Here is a 16,621-nt window from a genome sequence, read left to right as displayed (position 1 = left end):
CGGGTGGACCCTCGGGGAGTCAGTGGGTCCGGATAGGCTGGACGAATGACGCGAGCCGAGCAGCCAACGGCCCAGAATCCGGCCCCCGACGACGCCCTGGTCGCAGATTCACGGGAGCGCGCCGTCCGCGCCCTGCTGCGGGTGCCGCAGCTGAAACGACTGTGGAGCGCCCAGCTCGTGGGCGGCATCGGTGACGCACTCGGGCTTCTCGTGCTCGTGGTGCTGGCCCTTCAGACAGCAGTCTCCGAGGGCTCGTTCGGGGGCGGGTACCGGGGCGTGGCCTTCGCCGTCGCCGCCGTGTTCGGCGCGCGCGTCCTGTCGACGCTGCTCTTCGGAGCGGTACTCCTCGGCCCGCTCACGTCGCTGACCTCCACGGACGGTCCCCTGGACCGGCGCTGGACCATGGTCGGCGCGGACGGCGTGCGGGCCGCGCTCCTCATCGTCGCGCCCCTGTGGATCGACTGGACGCCGGACAACGCGCTGGCGGTCCTGCTCGTCACCGCCTTCGTCGTCGGCGTCGCCGAGCGCTTCTGGACCGTGTCGCGCGAGAGCGCGGCGCCCGCGCTGCTGCCCGCGCCGCCCCTCGAAGGCGCGGCCGTACGCCCGCTGCCCGACCACATGGACGCGCTGCGGCGCCTCTCCCTGCGCACCGGATTCGTGGCGCTGCCCGTCGCGGCCGCCGCGCTCGTCGCAGTCACCCTCGTGGGGAACCTGATCGGGGCCGGGGTCGACTGGTTCGGCCTGCACCAGGCCGCACTCGCCTCCTACGTGGCGGCCGGTCTGTTCGCCGCCTCGCTGTCCGTCGTCTTCTTCCTCGAACTGCCCGACACGCAGACCCCGCGCGCGCGGTCGCCGCTCGAGGGCCTGCGCCGCCCCAAGACCGGCAGCGGCGTCGACAAGGGGCGCACGGGCGCCATCCCGCTCCTCGTCCTCGCCTGCGCCGCCGTCGCCGCCGCGATCTCGGCGGCCGTCGCCGTCTCCGTACTGCACGCCAAGGACCTGTCCGGTGGCCCGGTGACCTTCGGGCTGCTCGTGCTCGGGCTCACCGGCGGCACCGTAATCGGCATCCGCTCGGCGCCCTCCGTGCTGCCGTCGCTGTCGCGCCGCAGGCTCCTCGCGCTCGCGATCGCCCTGACCGGCATCGCCCTGCTCGCCGCGGGCCTGGTCCCCGACGTCACGAGCGTGCTGCTGATCGTCACCCTCGCCGGCGTCACCGCGGGCATCGCCGCCAACACCGGGCACACGATCCTCGACCAGGAGTCCGAGGACTACCGGCGCGCCCGCACGACCGAGCACCTCCAGGCGGTCGTACGGGTGTCCATCGCTGTCGCCGCCGTCGCGGCGCCCCTGCTCGCGGCCGCGATCGGCCCGCACCGGCTGGTCAACGGCAAGTTCGTGTTCGCGCACGGCGGCGCCGCCTTCACGCTGATGCTCGTCGGCGCGCTGCTGCTGCCCGTGGCCGCCCTCGTACTCGCCAAGGCCGACGACCGCAGCGGGGTGCCCCTGCGGCACGACCTGCGCGACGCGCTGCTCGGTGGGAACGACCCGGCGCAGGCCCCCGCGGCCACCGGCTTCTTCATCGCCCTGGAAGGCGGCGACGGCGCCGGGAAGTCGACCCAGGCCGAGGCGCTCGCCGAGTGGATCCGCGGCAAGGGCCACGAGGTCGTCGTCACGCGCGAGCCCGGCGCGACCCCGGTCGGCAAGCGGCTGCGCTCGATCCTCCTCGACGTGTCGTCGGCAGGCCTCTCGCACCGCGCTGAGGCCCTCCTGTACGCCGCCGACCGCGCGGAGCACGTGGACACCGTCGTACGGCCCGCCCTCGAACGCGGCGCCGTCGTCATCTCCGACCGCTACATCGACTCGTCCGTTGCCTACCAGGGCGCCGGCCGCGACCTGTCGCCGACCGAGGTCGCCCGCATCAACCGCTGGGCGACCGGTGGACTCGTACCGCATCTGACCGTCCTGCTGGACGTCGACCCGCAGGCGGCCCGCGAGCGGTTCACCGAGGCGCCCGACCGGCTCGAATCGGAGCCGGCCGAGTTCCACGCGCGCGTGCGCTCCGGTTTCCTCACGCTCGCCGCCGCCGACCCCGGCCGCTATCTCGTCGTCGACGCGGCCCAGGAGCCGGAAGCCGTCACGACCGTGGTCCGGCACCGGCTCGACATGGTGCTGCCGCTCTCCGAGGCCGAGGTGAAGGCCCAGGAAGAGGCCCGCAAGGCCGCCGAGGAGGAGGCCCGCAGGAAGGCCGAGGCCGAGGCCGCCCGCAAGGCCGAGGAGGAGCGCGTCGAGCGCGAGCGGCTGGAACAGCTCGCCAAGCTGCGCGCCGAGGAGGAGGAGCGTAAGCAGCGCGAGCTGGAGGAGGCGCAGCGGCGTGAGGCCGAGCGCCAGGCCGAAGAGGCCCGGCAGCGCGCCGAGGAGTCGCGGCGCCGGGCCGAGGAGGAGCGCGCCAGGCTCCTCGCCGAGGAACAGACCCGGGCCGCCGAGGAGGAGCGCCGCCGCCGTCAGGCGGAGGAAGAGGCGCGCCTGCGCGCGGAGGCCGAGGAACGACGCCTGGAGAAGCAGCGCAAGGCGGAGGAGGCGCTGCTGCGGGCGGAGGAGGCACGGCGGCTCGCGGCGGCATCTGCGGCGGCTGCTTCCGCGGCGGCCGAGTCCGCCTCTGCCTCCTCTGCCTCTGCCTCTGCCTCTGCCTCTGCCGCTGGGGCGGGGGCTGGGTCCGCGAGTGCTGCCGGGCATCCGGTGGCCGACAACGAGACCACCGTTCCCACGCCTGTGGTGAAGCCCACGGGCGGGGCAGCCGATGAGACGGCCGTGCTGCCGCCGGTCGGGGACGCCGGTACGGGTCCCGGGACTGGTGAGGCTGGTCCTGACGCCGGTCCTGCCGCTGCCGCCAGGGCTGGGGCTTGGCGTGGTGGCGACAACGACGAGACGACTCAGCTGCCGGTGCCGCCGCGTCCCGCGCAGCAGCAGGGCGGGGCCGCCGACGAGACGGCGGTGCTGCCGCCGGTGCGTGATGACTCAGTGGGCAGCGGTGCCGGTGTCGCCGGCGGTGGGCCGGCGGATCGGGTTCCGCCGGGGTACTTCCGTGATGAGCGCCAGGCGTCGGCTCCGTCAGGGGGTGCCGGTGCTGGGTCGAACGACCGTACGCGTGAACTGCCCCAGGTCGACGAGGAGGGCCGACCGCGACAGAGGCCGAGGCCCGACTGGGCGGAGGAGACCCCGCTGGACGACCTGCCGTCGCTGGCGGACGAGTTGCTCGGCGGGCACGACGACGGTGAGGGCGACGAAGGCGCGGGCGGCAGGCGCCGGGGCCGGCGCTGAGCCGACCGCGGGGAAGCTGTTGCCGTCCGGCGACCGAGGGCTGGATTGACCAGTGGCGCGGTCGCCGGACGGCGTTGTCAGTGGCGTCCCGCACAATGAATCCGGTAGAGCGAAGTGCCGGAGTTCGACGGTGAGGCGGTAGTCCATGCCCGTATGGGACGACCTGGTGGGTCAGGAGCGCGTGGCCGCGCAGCTCGACGCCGCCGCGCGGGACGCCGACGCGCTCGTCACGGCCAACGTGACGAACGCTCCGCCGCCCGAGGCCTCCAGGATGACGCACGCCTGGCTCTTCACCGGTCCGCCCGGTGCGGGGCGGGCGACTGCGGCGCGCGCCTTCGCCGCCGCGCTCCAGTGCGTCAGCCCGGACCGGGCGCTGGGCGGAGCCCCCGGCTGCGGATTCTGCGACGGCTGTCACACCAGCCTCGTGGGCACGCATGCCGATGTGGAGATCGTCCGTACGGATCTGCTCTCCATCGGCGTGAAGGAGACCCGCGAGCTCGTCCGCAGAGCACAGCTGTCGCCCGCCGTGGGCCGGTGGCAGGTCATCGTCCTGGAGGACGCGGACCGCCTCACGGAGGGCGCGGGGAACGTACTTCTGAAGGCCGTCGAGGAGCCCGCCCCGCGGACCGTCTGGCTGCTCTGCGCGCCCTCCCTGGAAGACGTGCTGCCCACGATCCGCTCCCGCTGCCGCCACCTGACGCTGCGTACGCCCGCGGTCGAGGCAGTGGCCGACATGCTCGTACGACGCGACGGCATCGAGCCGGACGTCGCCGCCGAGGCGGCCCGCGCCACGCAGGGCCACATCGACCGCGCGCGGCGCCTCGCCACGGACCCGCGCGCGCGGGCGCGCAGAGCGGCGGTGCTGAAGCTGCCCCTGCGTGTCGACGATGTCGGCGGGTGCCTCAAGGCCGCGCAGGAGCTGATCGACACCGCGGCGGAGGACACCAAGCAGCTCGCCGAGGAGGTCGACACCAAGGAGACCGAGGAGCTGAAGGCGGCGCTCGGCGGGCAGAGCGGCAGCCGGATGCCGCGCGGCACGGCCGGCGCCATGAAGGAGCTGGAGGACCGCCAGAAGCGCCGCAGAACGCGTACGCAGCGCGACAGCCTCGACCTGGCCCTCACTGACCTCACGGGCTTCTACCGCGATGTTCTCGCCCTGCAGCTCGGCTCCCGCGTGGCCCTCGCGAACACTGAGGCGCAGGACACCCTGGAGCGCCTCGCCCGCGCGGCCTCGCCCGAGGCCACGCTCCGCCGCATCGAGGCGATCGCCGCATGCCGTGACGCGCTCGACCGCAACGTGGCGCCGCTGCTCGCCGTGGAGGCGATGACGATGGCGCTGCGGGCGGGCTGACACACCTTCCATTCATTCGATTAACTCGTACGGGGCGCGGTGGCCACACACCGCGACTGGCCGAACGCGGACAGTTAGGCTCGGCTGATGTACTTCAGGCGTCATCATTCCCCTGTCCGAGGCCTCCGGGCCTGTGGAACCCTGCTCGCCGCCGGACTCCTCATGTCCGCCTGCTCACCAGGGAGTTCGGGAAGCACACGGACGGCGGACATCTCGCTGGCCGCGCTGCCCAGGGCGACCCCCGCCAACCTGGCGGCCTACTACGGGCAGTCGCTGACCTGGCGCGAGTGCGGCGTCTCCGGCTTCGAATGCACCACGATGAAGGCGCCGCTGGACTACGAGAAGCCGGAGGCCGGTGACGTCAAGCTGGCGGTGGCCCGCAAGAAGGCCACCGGCCCGGGCAAGCGCCTCGGTTCGCTCCTGGTCAACCCCGGCGGGCCCGGCGGCTCGGCGATCGGCTACCTCCAGTCGTACGCCGCCCTCGGCTACCCGGCGGCGGTCCGCGCCCGCTACGACATGGTCGCGGTCGACCCGCGCGGCGTCGCCCGCAGCGAACCGGTCGAGTGCCTCGACGGCAAGCAGATGGACGCCTACACGCAGACCGACGTCACGCCCGACGACCAGGCGGAGACGAACGAACTGTCGGCGGCCTTCACGAAGTACGCGGCCGGCTGCGAGACGAGGTCCGGGGAGGTGCTGCCGCACGTCTCCACGGTCGAGGCGGCCCGCGACATGGACGTCCTGCGTGCGGCGCTCGGCGACGACAAGCTGACGTATGTCGGGGCGTCGTACGGCACGTTCCTCGGGGCGACCTACGCGGGGCTCTATCCGAAGCGGGTCGGTCGCCTCGTCCTGGACGGCGCGATGGACCCGTCCCTGTCCGCGCAGGAGATGAACCGCGACCAGACGGCCGGCTTCGAAACGGCGTTCCAGTCGTTCGCGAAGGACTGCGCACGGCGCTCCGACTGCCCCCTGGGTACGGGGAGTGCCGCCGACGCGGGCAAGCGCCTCAAGGCCTTCTTCGCCGACCTGGACCGCACCCCCATCCCCACCGGCGACCCCTCGGGCCGCAAGCTCGGCGAGGCCCTCGCCACGACCGGCGTGATCGCGGCGATGTACGACGAGGGGGAGTGGGCGAAGCTGCGTTCCGCGCTCAGCTCGGCGATCAAGAACAAGGACGGGGCGGGCCTGCTCGCCCTCTCCGACAGTTACTACGAGCGCGACAGCGACGGTACGTACGCGAACCTGATGGCGGCCAACGCGGCCGTGAACTGCCTCGACCTGCCGCCGTCCTTCAAGAGCCCCGACGACGTGAAGGCCGTCCTGCCGTCCTTCGAGCAGGCGTCCCCGGTCTTCGGCGACGGTCTCGCATGGGCGGCACTGAACTGCACGTACTGGCCGGTGAAGGCGACCGGCGAGGCTCACCGCATCGAGGCGAAGGGCGCCGCCCCGATCGTCGTCGTCGGCACGACCCGCGACCCGGCCACCCCGTACCGCTGGGCACAGTCCCTCGCCGGCCAGCTCGACTCGGGCACGCTCCTCACCTACGAGGGCGACGGCCACACGGCGTACGGCCGCGGCAGCGACTGCATCGACTCCGCGATCAACGCGTACCTCGTGGACGGCACCCCGCCCAAGGACGGAAAGCGCTGCTCATAAGGGGTGCGAGGGTACTTTCCGACGCCCCGGGACGCCCGTCCCGGGGCCTGGGCGGAGGGTGTGCGGAGCACCCCCGAAAACTGTGTAGACTTGGCGACGTTGCTGACCGCACCATGGTGCAGACGGCGCGCCGCCTTAGCTCAGATGGCCAGAGCAACGCACTCGTAATGCGTAGGTCTCGGGTTCGAATCCCGAAGGCGGCTCTGTGGAAGCCCCAGGACTCACTCGCCGTGACCTGGGGCTTTTGCTTTTGGCGGACGCGGCGGCGACGCGGGGCACGGGCCGCCTTGCTGTCCCCGGTCTCAGTTCTGGTCTCAGTGGTGGGTTCCGGTTCGGGCATGAAGACGTCTCCGATGCGGCGCATGACGTCCTTCGAGAGGGTGGACCGACCCTTCACGTAGCGCCGGGTCTGGCTGATCTGCGTGTGCCGGAGGATCTCCATGTTCGTCGGCATGTCCAGCCCGAGCTCGTTCAGGATCGTGCCAGCGGTGTGGCGGCCTCCGTCGTAGAGGCGCCGGACGCTGATACCGGCCTCTTCGAGTAGCTCCTTGAACTCCTCCCAGTCCGCCCGGGGGTCGAGCGGCCGGCCGTCCGGGCGCGTGAACACCGCGTCGTCTTCCTGCCACAGCTCGGCCGCGGCGACCCGCGCTTTGTCCTGCTGCACCTTGTGCTCAAGGAGGTAAGGGAGGAACAGCGGCGGGATTGGCACCTCGCTTCGGCCCTTGTTTGTCTTGGGGCGGGTGAAGGCGAGCCCGCCCACCTTGCGTTCGGGGCATGCGCTGGCGTGCCGTGTGCAGTCCTGAAGTACTGGTGTTGTCCGCCGCTCGCGGTCCGCACTCGGTACGTGTCGGGGACGGCCCGTCCGACGCCCTCGCAGAGCGCCGTGAAGGTCGTCACGCCGCTAGGCGTGCCCGAACTGCCTTTCCGCTTTGGCATGTCGAGGTCGACGGCCATCAGCCCGGAAGGGCCGGTGGCGATACCGATGTTGAACGGCAGGGTGTCCCAGGCGCGCCGGATCCGGTCGGGGTCCATCGTGGCTCGGTCCTCCCACTCGCGGTGTCCGCCCGCGCAGTCGCGGGTGCAGGGAGAGGTGTCCTCTCCGTGCAGCGCGGGTCGCCTGTCGGCGGGGCGCAGGGGGGGCAGGACGTGCCAGCCGCGCTCAGCGGCCGTCAGGGCGGCATCCAGGAACGCCACTCGCCGGATGCCGGTGGGTTGCGTCATGCTGGGAGACCTCCAACAGGTCTGTAGCGGGCTGGTTGGCAGGGGCGGCCCGGGTCTTTGGCGAGATGAGCCGCCCCCTTTTCGATGCTTCGGAATGCGGTCATCGTGCTGATCTCCTCCGAGGCTTGGTCACTTCGAAGATCAGCCGGTGGCCGTTCATCTATGCGGGCACCATCCCGATGCCGGAGCAAACCCCCGGATCAGGTCGAACCCGTACACCACTTCCCTGGACGCAACCCATCGCTGAAACATCTCGTCCGCCTCACCGCATCTAAAAGGTGTGGGGCGATGAGGGGGAGGGCGCCTGATGAGGCGGTCCAAGGAGAGTGGGTTCCGGGAGTTCGCGGAGGCCCGGACAGGACACCTGTTCCGTTCGGCATGCCTGTTGACCAGTGGCGATACGCACTTCGCCGAGGATCTGGTGCAGGAGACGCTGGGGCGGATGTACGTGGTGTGGGGGCGGTCGTCACGGGTCGGGAACCCGGCGGCGTACGCCCAGACCGTCCTCATACATGCCTTCCTCGCGCACCAGCGGCGGCGTTCCGCGCAGGAGCGGCCCAGCGATGAGCTGCCGGAGACCTCGGAGAGCGCGCCGGGTGACGCCTCGCTGCGGATCACTCTTCTCGACGCGCTGCGCCAGCTGCCGCCAAAGGACCGGGCAGTGATCGTGCTGCGGTACTGGGAGGACCGGTCAGTGATGGAGACCGCGGAGATTCTGAACGTCAGCTCGGCGGCGGTGCGTACGCGGAGCACGCGGGCGCTGGCGCGGCTGCGGGAGCAACTGGGCGGCAGCGTGGCCGAGTTCGCCGCGTAATGAGCTTGACTCGACCTTGTGTGAGGAGTGGTGGTTCGGCATGTCAGGAACAGGCGAAGACCGTGACCAGGAAGCTTTCGTGGACGGCCTCGGGGAGGCCCTGCGGATAACCGGTGAGACGTTCAACGCCGCGGGTGGGCCGCTGGTCGACGGTGGCGTGGCACGCGGCCGGCGCAGGTTGCGGCGCAGGCGGGCCGCGACCGTCACGGGGAGCTTCGCCGCGCTCGCCGCGGTCGGATTCGGCGCGTCGTACGCCGCCGGGGCCTTCGGGGCCGAGGCCGGGCACGGCACCCCGGTGGCCGCGCAGCCCAAGCCGGGCAGCACGACCAAGGGAAAGACGAGTAAGCCGGGTGAAGGGCCGCAGTTCTCGGCCGGCCATCTGATCAAGACCCTCGAAGGGCTGCTGCCCGACGGCAAGTTCAGCGGCGAGTCGGGCCGAGGTACGGAGGACGGGTTCGGGCCGCGCGCCTCGGTCGTCTTCGACGACGGCAAGGGCAAGGCGGTCATCGGGCTGAGTCTGGGCCGGGTCGACCCTGAGAGCACGAGGGTCGCTGAACAGCTCGCCTGCCCCGAGAAGGTCTACACGCCGTACGACTCCTGCTGGAGCAAGACGCTGACCGACGGCTCCAGGCTGCTGCTCCTGCAGGGCTATGAGTACCCGGACAAGCGTGCGGACACCAAGTGGTGGCACGCGTACATGGTGACGCCGGAGGGCTTCACCGTCGATGCCAGCGAATGGAATGCGCCGGCGGAGAAGGGGGAACCCGTCTCCCGGGCCGAACCGCCGCTCAGCACCGCACAGTTGAAGGCTTTGGTGACCTCGAAGGAGTGGCTTCCGATACTGCGGGCGCTGCCCAAGCCGCAGGACGAGCCCGTGCAGCAGCCGGTCCCGCAGGCCGCGAGCGGCGACACCATCCTCGAGAACCTCACCTCGCTGCTGCCGAAGAGTGCCAAGGTGACGACCCGCCAGGGTGGCGACGGCTTCGCGTACGTGGTGGTGAACGACGGCAAGGGGGCGAGCCTCGTCCAGATCAATGTGCAGCCCAACATGTCGGATGTGGAGGGCGAGCTCTTCGGCTCCGGCGCGCAGACCCTGCCGGACGGCACGAAGGTCGTCACGCGTCAGGGGCCCGGCGAGAAGGGAGGCCAGGGCGTGGTGATGTGGACCGTGGACACGATCCGCAAGGACGGGTTCCGCGTGGTGATATCGGCGTTCAACTCAGGCACGCAGAACACCGCGGCCACGAGGACGACGCCCGCGCTGACCATGACACAGCTCAAGGTGATAGCCACGAGTGAGAAGTGGGAGGGGTAGGGCGGCGACGAGGGACGCTCTTGGTGCTTGGTGCTTGGTGCTTGGTGCTTGGTGCTTGGTGCTTGGTGCTTGGTGCTTGGTGCTTGGTGCTTGGTGCTTGGTGCTCCGCGACCGCCGACCGGTCAGCAGTATGTGCTGGTCAGTGATTGGTGATCGGTGGCCGCCGGGCTGTGAGCTACGGGGTGTCGTGAATGGCCTGGTGGAAGCACGTCACTTCGCGTCGGCGTAGCACTTCACCACGGCGGTGGTGAAAGGGAAGTGGACCGGGGTGTCGCCGAATGTGAGGTGGCCGGCCAGTTCTGCGGCCACGCGGATCGCCGCGGTCACTGCTTCCGCTTCCTCTTCCGGGCAGTGCACGATCACCTCGTCGTGCTGGAAGAAGACCAGTTCCGCCGCCATCCCGGTGCAGGACTGGCGCAGGGCGGCGAGCATCAGGTCGGCCCAGTCGGCGGCGCTGCCCTGGACGACGAAGTTGCGGGCGAAGCGACCGCGGGCGCGGGAGTTCGAGGAGGCGTAGCCGGGGGTGAACTCGGTGTCTCTGTCTCCCGATGGTTCGGGCGTCGGGCCGTCCTGGGGGATGCCTGCCTCGTCCTGGTCGCCGGCGCCGGCGACCGGTGGGCAGGTGCGGCCGAGCCAGGTCCGTACGAGGCGGCCCTCCTCGCCCGCACGGGCGGCGTCGTCGACGTAGGCGACGGCTTGCGGGAAGCGGCGGCGGAGGGCGGCGAGGTTCTTGAGGCCGTCACCGGACGTCTGGCCGTACACCGCGCCGAGCACCGCCAGCTTTGCCTTGGCGCGGTCGCCGGAGAAGGCCCGGTCGGAGACGGATTGATAGAGGTCGGTCTCTCGCCCGGCGACCTCCATCAGGCCGGGGTCGCGGGAGATGGCGGCGAGGACGCGGGGTTCCATCTGGTCGGCGTCGGCGACAACGAGGCGCCAACCCGGGTCGGCGACGACGGCACGGCGGATGACCTTGGGGATCTGGAGTGCGCCACCGCCATTGGTGACCCAGCGCCCCGTGACGGTGCCGCCAGGCAGGTACTCGGGGCGGAAGCGGCCGTCGCGGACCCAGTCCTGGAGCCAGGACCAGCCGTGTGCGGTGTAGATCCGGTACAGCTTCTTGTACTCGATCAGGGGGCGTACGGCCGGATGGTCGATCGACTCGATCTCCCAGCGGCGCGTGGACGTGATCTTGACGCCGGCCTGGGCGAACGCCTTCACCACGTCGGCGGGCAGATCGGGGCGCACGCGACGGCCGAACGCCTCGGACACCTCGGCGGCCAGTTCGGCGAGGCGGCGCGGTTCGCCGCCGCCCGCGTAGCGCTCGCCGAGCAGCTCGTGCAGTACGGAGCGGTGCACGTCGGCGCTCCAGGGGAGGCCCGCCGCGTTCATCTCGGCTGCCACGAGCATGGCCGCGGACTCGGCGGCGGTGAGCAGCCGCATCCGGCCCGGGTGGGCGGTGGCGTCGTGGCGGCGCTGCTGATCGGCGTACACCTCTGTGAGGTCTTCGAGGCGGACATGGATGGGCTGTGGTTCGAAGAGGGAGGACTGGGAGCCGGGGGTCGCGGCTCGTTGAGGGGGGTCCGGAGGGACGGCCGTGCCGTGGATCCTGGCCAGGGCGGCGGCCGCGGAGCGGGGTTCCCCGAAGCGGCCGGCGTGGCCGAGGAGGAGAGTCTCGGCGTCCTCGATGTCGTAGCAGCGTGGAACGCGGACGCCCGCGGCGAGCAGGCGGGGGTAGACGGCTGCTGTCGATCGCCAGATCCAGCGCGTGACGTCGGGGCGGGAGCGGACCGCTTCCGCGAGGCTGGGCTCCTGGCGGACCGGGGCGGCGGGTTCGCCGTCGGCACCGAGCGGCGCGAGCTGGGCTCCGCCGTCCTCGGTGGCCGCGATGGCCCACTTCTCGGTCATGTCGGTGAGTCTTACACCCGGCACTGACAGCGCCGGGGTGTCGGGACAGGCGGGGCGGTGGTGGTGCTCGTAGAGGTGACGCCGGGCGCCCGCCCGGGCGTGAGGGCTGGGCCGGGATTCCCGTCAGCTGTCGCCGCCCTCGTCGATCAGGCGGCGGACCTCGCGGTCGATCAGGCCGAGGCGGGCCTCCGCGACCAGAGGGACGACCCTGCGTTGCCGGCGGGCCTCGTGGAGGTCGATGTCGATTGTCACCAAGCTCGGTTCCCACTTCGGGGCCTGGGCCACGACCGTTCCGCGTGGGTCGACCACGCGGGAGCCACCCCAGAAGGAGGCGCCATGTTCATTGCCGACGCGGTTCACGAAGACGACCCAGCACTGGAGCATCTTCGCGGTGTAGGCGAGGAGCGTGTCCCAGTACAGGCCCGTGTCCATGGCCTCCGGGTCGAGTGTCGCCGCGCTGTTCGCGGGGACGATGACCACCTCGGCGCCGTCCTGCACGGCGAGCCACGGCAGGACCGGCTGCCAGGCGTCGTTGCAGACGAGAGTCGCGGCACGGCCGTGGCCGTGCGGCAGGTCGTACGCGCGCAGATGCTGGCCGGGGCTGACGTGCTTGCGCTCTTCCCAGGCAAGGTAGTTCGGCAGGTACAACTTGCGGTGGGAATGGAGGAGTTGGCCACCTGCGTAGTAGGCGGAGGTGTTGTAGGCGCGCAGGCTGGTGTGTTCGTGCAGGCCGATCACAACATCCGCGCCGAGCGTCGAGAGGGCGGCCAGACGCGGGTCCGTCACCGGGAGGGAGACGTCCTGGCGCAGGGCGCCGAGGTGATAGCCGTGCAGGCTCAGCTCGGGGAAGACCACGAGGTCGGCGCCCTGGGCCGCCGCCTGCTCGGTCTGCTCCCGGGCGACGGTCAGATTCTCGTCCACGTCGCCGAGCACGCAGTCGGTCTGCGCAAGCGCCACTCTCATCCTTCGAGCGTCGCAGTGTCCGGCGGAGTCGGCATCCGCAGGGGCGGGTGGTGTCACGGGTGGCGTCCTGGTTGGCGGAGGAGGGGTCCTCGTGGGTGGCGCGTGCCGGCGACCCTGCGTGTCCTGGGTCCGCGCCCGCTCACCCCACGAGGATCACCAGGTCCACCTGTCGCCTCAGCCCACCAGCAGCACCAGCTTGCCCCGCACGTGGCCCGTCTCGCTCAGGGCCTGTGCCTTGGCCGCGTCGCGGAGGGGGAACGTGTCGGCGATCGAGATGTGGAGTCTGCCGTCCGCGGCGAGTGCGGCCTGGTGGGTGAGGCCCTCGCGGGCCTTGGCACGGTCGGTGCCGCCGGGCGAGAAGGTCACGTCGTACTTGGCGGCGTCTGGGTCGGCGATGGTGACGACCCGGTCCGGCGTGCCTCCGCGGAGTGCGACCGAGACCGCCAGCGCGCCCTTGCCCGCCGCGTCGAACACCGCGTCCACGCCCTGCGGGGCCGCCGCGCGCACCCGCTCCACAAGCCCGTCCCCGTATGCGACGGGGATGGCGCCGATGGAGCGCAGATACTCGTGATTGGCGGGGGAGGCCGTGCCGATCACCGTCGCGCCGAGGGCCACGGCCAGCTGCACGCCCATCGAGCCGACCGCGCCCGCGGCGCCGTGGATCAGCAGCGTCTCGCCGCTGCGTACGCCGAGCAGGTCGAGTACGCGCTGGGCCGTTTCGCCGGCGATGGGGAGGGCGGCCGCCTCGGCGGGTTCGAGTCCGGCGGGCCGCGGGGTGACAGCGGAGGCCTGGGCCAGGGCATAGGCGGCATACGCGCCGGTCTCGGTCCAGCCGAGGACTTCGTCGCCGACCGAGAGGCCGGTGACGCCCTCGCCGAGCTCGTCGACGGTTCCGGCGAACTCGTTGCCGGGTACGGCCGGCAAGGAGGTCGGGAAGGCCTGCTCCATCCAGCCGTTCCTGATCTTGTACTCGATGGGGTTGACCCCGACGGCCGCGACTTTCACCCGGACCTGGCCGGGACCCGCGTGCGGCTCCTCGATGTCGCCCTTGAAGCGCAGTACCTCAGGTCCGCCGAACTCCTCGAAAACGATGGCTTCCATGCTCGCGCCTGCCTCTCATTTCGCTACTTTGTCGAACCGGGCGGGGCTGGTCCTGCTGGTGTAGGTCCTCTCCCCCCGTCACCAGAGCGCTCTCACCCGCGCTCACCATTCCGGCGCCCCCATCCCGGCGGCACCCGCCACCCCGTCACCAGAGCGTTCTCACCCACCCACACCATTCCGGCGCCCCCATCCCGCGCCCAGCACCCCCGCCCCCACAGCGACCACCGCACACACGCCCACGGCCGAACCAACGACAGCCCACGGCACAACGACCCCAGGCCCATTCCCTATCCCACTGCTCATCCCACTCCCGATCCCAGTCCCAAGCCCGCCCCCGCACCGGACCCGGGCGCGAGCAGGCCGAGCGCAGCCGCGAGTCCTCCCAGGTTGAGCGCGGTGACGGCCAGTCCGAGGGCCGTGCCGGCCGCGACCGAGACCAGTGCCTCGCCGGCGAGCATCCAACTGACCCGGGCTCGCGTGGCTCCCGCCCGGCGCAGGGCCCGCAGCTCCCCGTCCCGTACGGACGCGGCCATCAACCGCGTTCCGGCCAGCGAGATCGCCGTATAGGTGAGGGCGATGCCAAGGAGTTGCAGCATCCCTTGCCGGGTCTGCCAGGTGCCGTGCCGCGCCGGTCAGGACCTGCGCCCGGTCGCCGACCACCTCGCGTACGGCGGCGGCCGAGGCGTCTACGCCGACCGCGTCCGGCGCGAGATGATCACGGTGAACGGTGCCCAAATCGGCGAGCTCGCACAGCAATTCTTTGTCCACAGGCTGTGGATAGGGAATCTTCTTTGTGTCCGGAGTGTGCTTCGGTCCCCGGTCGACCTCTACGGTCAGAGTGTTGTGCGGCATGACCACGACAGGCTGCGCGGCGAACCGCTGCGGCTTGCCCGGGGGCGGGTCGGCGGCCGCCGCGAGCCCCAGCCCCATGCTCGCGACCAGGGTCACCCCGAGCGCGACGGTGATCAGGGCGCGGGCCAGGGCCACCCGCTGCTGCCGGCCGCCGGAGAGCTGTGAAGGGAGGCGCCCCGCGCGCTCGGCGAGGCCCACGCGCCCCAGCGCGTCGCGCACCTCCGCGCGCGAGGGCCGCCGCCCGGCGAGCCGCAGGGGGAGCGCCACGTTCTGCGCGGCGGTGAGCGCCGGCAGCAGGTTGAAGGACTGGAACACGAAACCGATCCGGTCCCGGCGCAGGAGCGTGAGTGCCCGTTCGCCGAGTCCGGTGAGGTCGGTCCCGGCGAGGGTGGCGGTGCCCGACGTCGGACGGTCCAGGCCCGCGGCGCACTGGAGGAGCGTCGACTTCCCGGACCCGGAGGGCCCCATCACGGCGGTGAAGGTCCCGGCGTGGAAGTCGAGGTCGACCCCGTCGAGGGCGGTGACGCCGCGCTACTCGCGGCGTACGGCGGTGAGGCGCACAGCAGGTGTGGTCATGCCTCAACCCAACCGCCGCGGCGCCCCGCGAACACGACCACTGGGGGGCGTCCAGGGGGTATGGCCAGCCCTACCCCCGTATGCGCCTGAGACCATGGAAGACCAGAGCAAGACAAGAAAAGGCAAGGCAAGACACGTCAGGCCGCACAGCGAACCCGCGCACAGCGGACCAGCGGACCAAACAGGCAAGGAGGCGGCGCCCCCGCATGACGGAACGTACGACGCGGACCACGGTCGAGCGCGCTTTCGCGGCCGCCCTGTACGGGGAGGGTGCGGAGGCCGGGCTCGACACCGGCGCGTCCCTGCTCGCCGCCGACCCGTCCGCCGACACCCAACTCGCCCTGCGCGGGCAGGAGTTCGTACGCCGGTCCTGGGAGCGCGGCTGGCAGCCCGCCGACGTCATGCGCATCGTCGTACGTGACCTCGAAGAGAGTCCGCACGGATACATCGCGGCCCGCCTGATCCGCGCCGAGACCGCACGTTACGAGTACCTGCCCGCGCGCTGGGACGCACAGCTCGCCGAGCTCCCGCAGGACCCGGGGCAGGCATCGGGCCCCGGAACGCGGGGCCCCCGCCTCGACCGCTTCTCGTATGCCACCGCCGTCCTGGAGCTGTACAGACTCCTCCTGCGCCTCCCGCCGATAGAGGCCGTGGGGCCCGTGCCCGGCGAATCCGTGGCGCGGCCCGTCGCGGGGGAGCCGCGCGAGCTCGCCCGGATCCGCGCGCTGCTCGCCAAGGCCGAGGCGACCGGCTACCCGCCGGAGGCCGAGGCGCTGGCGGCGAAGGCGCAGGAACTGATGACCAGGCACAGCGTCGACGCGGCGCTCCTCGCGGCCCGTACGCACGCGAAGGACACGCCCGTCGCGTGCCGGATCGGTGTGGACGCCCCGTACGAGACGGCGAAGGCGGCCCTCCTGGACGCGGTCGCGTCGGCGAACCGCTGCCGCGCGGTGTGGAACAGCGGCTTCGGCTTCTCCACGGTCGTCGGCTTCGAGTCCGACCTGGAGGCGGTGGAGCTGCTCCATACGTCGCTGCTGGTGCAGGGCACGGCGGCGATGACGCGGGCCGAGGCCGAGCAGCGCGCCGGGGGACGCAAGCGGACCAAGACCTTCCGGCAGGCGTTCCTCGCCGCGTACGCGCACCGCATCGGCGACCGGCTCGCGGCTGTGGCGGAGGAGGTGACCGGCCGGAGCCAGGAGGGCGGGCTGCTGCCGGTCCTGGCGGCGCGCGATGTCGCGGTGGCCGGCCGGACCGACGACATGTTCCCGCAGACCGTGACGACCCGGGTCCGGGGCGTCAGCGACGGCGCCGGCTGGGCGGAGGGCGTGGCCGCCGCCGACCGCGCCCGCGTCTCGGACCGCGCCGAGGTGCGCGGCGGCGGCACGCACCGGTGAACCAACCCCTGAACCAACACCCGAAGCACCCCCCCACCCGACCCCGGAGCAACACCTGAAGCAAGCCCGGCCCAACCCCCCGGACCAACGCCTGAAGCAAGCCCCGAACCAACCCCCGACCCGACCCCCGAACCAAACCACCCCAACCCATA

The 16,621-nt window shown here is 71.8% G+C and carries 11 protein-coding genes, 1 tRNA gene and 3 pseudogenes; 8 read left to right on the top strand and 7 right to left on the bottom strand.

Annotation, left to right across the window (positions count from 1 at the left end):
- Nucleotides 1-45: 45 nt before the first annotated feature.
- The 4 genes from tmk (at nucleotide 46) to ACWIGU_RS08700 (ending at nucleotide 6,531) form a co-directional block, all read left to right on the top strand.
- Nucleotides 46-3,318: a dTMP kinase gene (tmk, locus tag ACWIGU_RS08715; protein ID WP_454398848.1), complete on the top strand. Its 3,273-nt coding sequence runs from the start codon at nucleotides 46-48 to the stop codon at nucleotides 3,316-3,318.
- 145 nt (nucleotides 3,319-3,463) lie between these two features.
- Nucleotides 3,464-4,669: a DNA polymerase III subunit delta' gene (locus ACWIGU_RS08710; protein ID WP_356276162.1), complete on the top strand. Its 1,206-nt coding sequence runs from the start codon at nucleotides 3,464-3,466 to the stop codon at nucleotides 4,667-4,669.
- Nucleotides 4,670-4,756: 87 nt separating this feature from the next.
- The gene (locus tag ACWIGU_RS08705) at nucleotides 4,757-6,328 is read left to right on the top strand and encodes an alpha/beta hydrolase (protein WP_454398846.1); all 1,572 of its coding nucleotides are present in this window, start codon (nucleotides 4,757-4,759) and stop codon (nucleotides 6,326-6,328) included.
- 129 nt (nucleotides 6,329-6,457) lie between these two features.
- Nucleotides 6,458-6,531, top strand: a tRNA-Thr gene (locus ACWIGU_RS08700).
- Between the two features lie 50 nt (nucleotides 6,532-6,581).
- On the opposite strand, the pseudogene ACWIGU_RS08695 reads toward ACWIGU_RS08700, so the two are convergent.
- Together ACWIGU_RS08695 and ACWIGU_RS08690 are read right to left on the bottom strand one after the other, a co-directional pair.
- Nucleotides 6,582-7,139, bottom strand: a pseudogene (locus ACWIGU_RS08695) (tyrosine-type recombinase/integrase); the annotation flags it as partial.
- Nucleotides 7,115-7,549, bottom strand: a pseudogene (locus ACWIGU_RS08690) (bifunctional DNA primase/polymerase); the annotation flags it as partial. The pseudogenes ACWIGU_RS08695 and ACWIGU_RS08690, both read right to left, overlap by 25 nt.
- Nucleotides 7,550-7,856: 307 nt before the next feature.
- On the opposite strand from ACWIGU_RS08690, the gene ACWIGU_RS08685 reads away from it, so the two are divergent.
- Complete coding sequence (locus ACWIGU_RS08685) at nucleotides 7,857-8,363, top strand: SigE family RNA polymerase sigma factor (protein WP_454398844.1); 507 nt, start codon at nucleotides 7,857-7,859, stop codon at nucleotides 8,361-8,363.
- 40 nt (nucleotides 8,364-8,403) lie between these two features.
- A complete protein-coding gene (locus ACWIGU_RS08680) occupies nucleotides 8,404-9,678 on the top strand; it encodes a hypothetical protein (protein ID WP_454398842.1) in 1,275 nt (424 codons plus the stop codon).
- Between the two features lie 210 nt (nucleotides 9,679-9,888).
- Here the strand turns inward: ACWIGU_RS08680 and ACWIGU_RS08675 are convergent, their stop codons facing one another.
- The 4 genes from ACWIGU_RS08675 to ACWIGU_RS08660 all read right to left on the bottom strand — a co-directional run bounded on the left by ACWIGU_RS08675 (nucleotide 9,889) and on the right by ACWIGU_RS08660 (nucleotide 14,243).
- Nucleotides 9,889-11,583 carry a bifunctional 3'-5' exonuclease/DNA polymerase gene (locus tag ACWIGU_RS08675; protein ID WP_454398840.1) on the bottom strand — a complete coding sequence of 565 codons (1,695 nt, stop codon included), beginning with the start codon at nucleotides 11,581-11,583 and terminating at the stop codon, nucleotides 9,889-9,891.
- Nucleotides 11,584-11,706: 123 nt separating this feature from the next.
- Complete coding sequence (locus ACWIGU_RS08670; RefSeq protein WP_454398838.1) at nucleotides 11,707-12,546, bottom strand: nitrilase-related carbon-nitrogen hydrolase; 840 nt, start codon at nucleotides 12,544-12,546, stop codon at nucleotides 11,707-11,709.
- A gap of 174 nt (nucleotides 12,547-12,720) precedes the next feature.
- Entirely contained in the window at nucleotides 12,721-13,647 is a 927-nt protein-coding gene (locus ACWIGU_RS08665) for an NADP-dependent oxidoreductase (RefSeq protein ID WP_454398836.1), read from the bottom strand.
- Nucleotides 13,648-13,946: 299 nt separating this feature from the next.
- Complete coding sequence (locus ACWIGU_RS08660) at nucleotides 13,947-14,243, bottom strand: hypothetical protein (protein ID WP_454398834.1); 297 nt, start codon at nucleotides 14,241-14,243, stop codon at nucleotides 13,947-13,949.
- Nucleotides 14,244-14,490: 247 nt separating this feature from the next.
- Between ACWIGU_RS08660 and ACWIGU_RS08655 the strand changes: the two genes are divergently transcribed.
- Entirely contained in the window at nucleotides 14,491-14,664 is a 174-nt protein-coding gene (locus ACWIGU_RS08655) for a hypothetical protein (protein ID WP_454398832.1), read from the top strand.
- Here the strand turns inward: ACWIGU_RS08655 and ACWIGU_RS08650 are convergent.
- Nucleotides 14,608-15,075: pseudogene (locus ACWIGU_RS08650) on the bottom strand (ABC transporter ATP-binding protein); the annotation flags it as partial. The gene ACWIGU_RS08655 and the pseudogene ACWIGU_RS08650 sit on opposite strands and share 57 nt — an antisense overlap.
- 206 nt (nucleotides 15,076-15,281) lie before the next feature.
- Here ACWIGU_RS08650 and ACWIGU_RS08645 point away from each other — a divergent pair.
- Nucleotides 15,282-16,469 carry a DUF2786 domain-containing protein gene (locus ACWIGU_RS08645; protein ID WP_454398830.1) on the top strand — a complete coding sequence of 396 codons (1,188 nt, stop codon included), beginning with the start codon at nucleotides 15,282-15,284 and terminating at the stop codon, nucleotides 16,467-16,469.
- Nucleotides 16,470-16,621 lie beyond the last annotated feature (152 nt).

The organism is Streptomyces sp. NPDC055400 (assembly GCF_053644375.1).
This window is presented reverse-complemented; position numbering and strand designations above follow the sequence as displayed.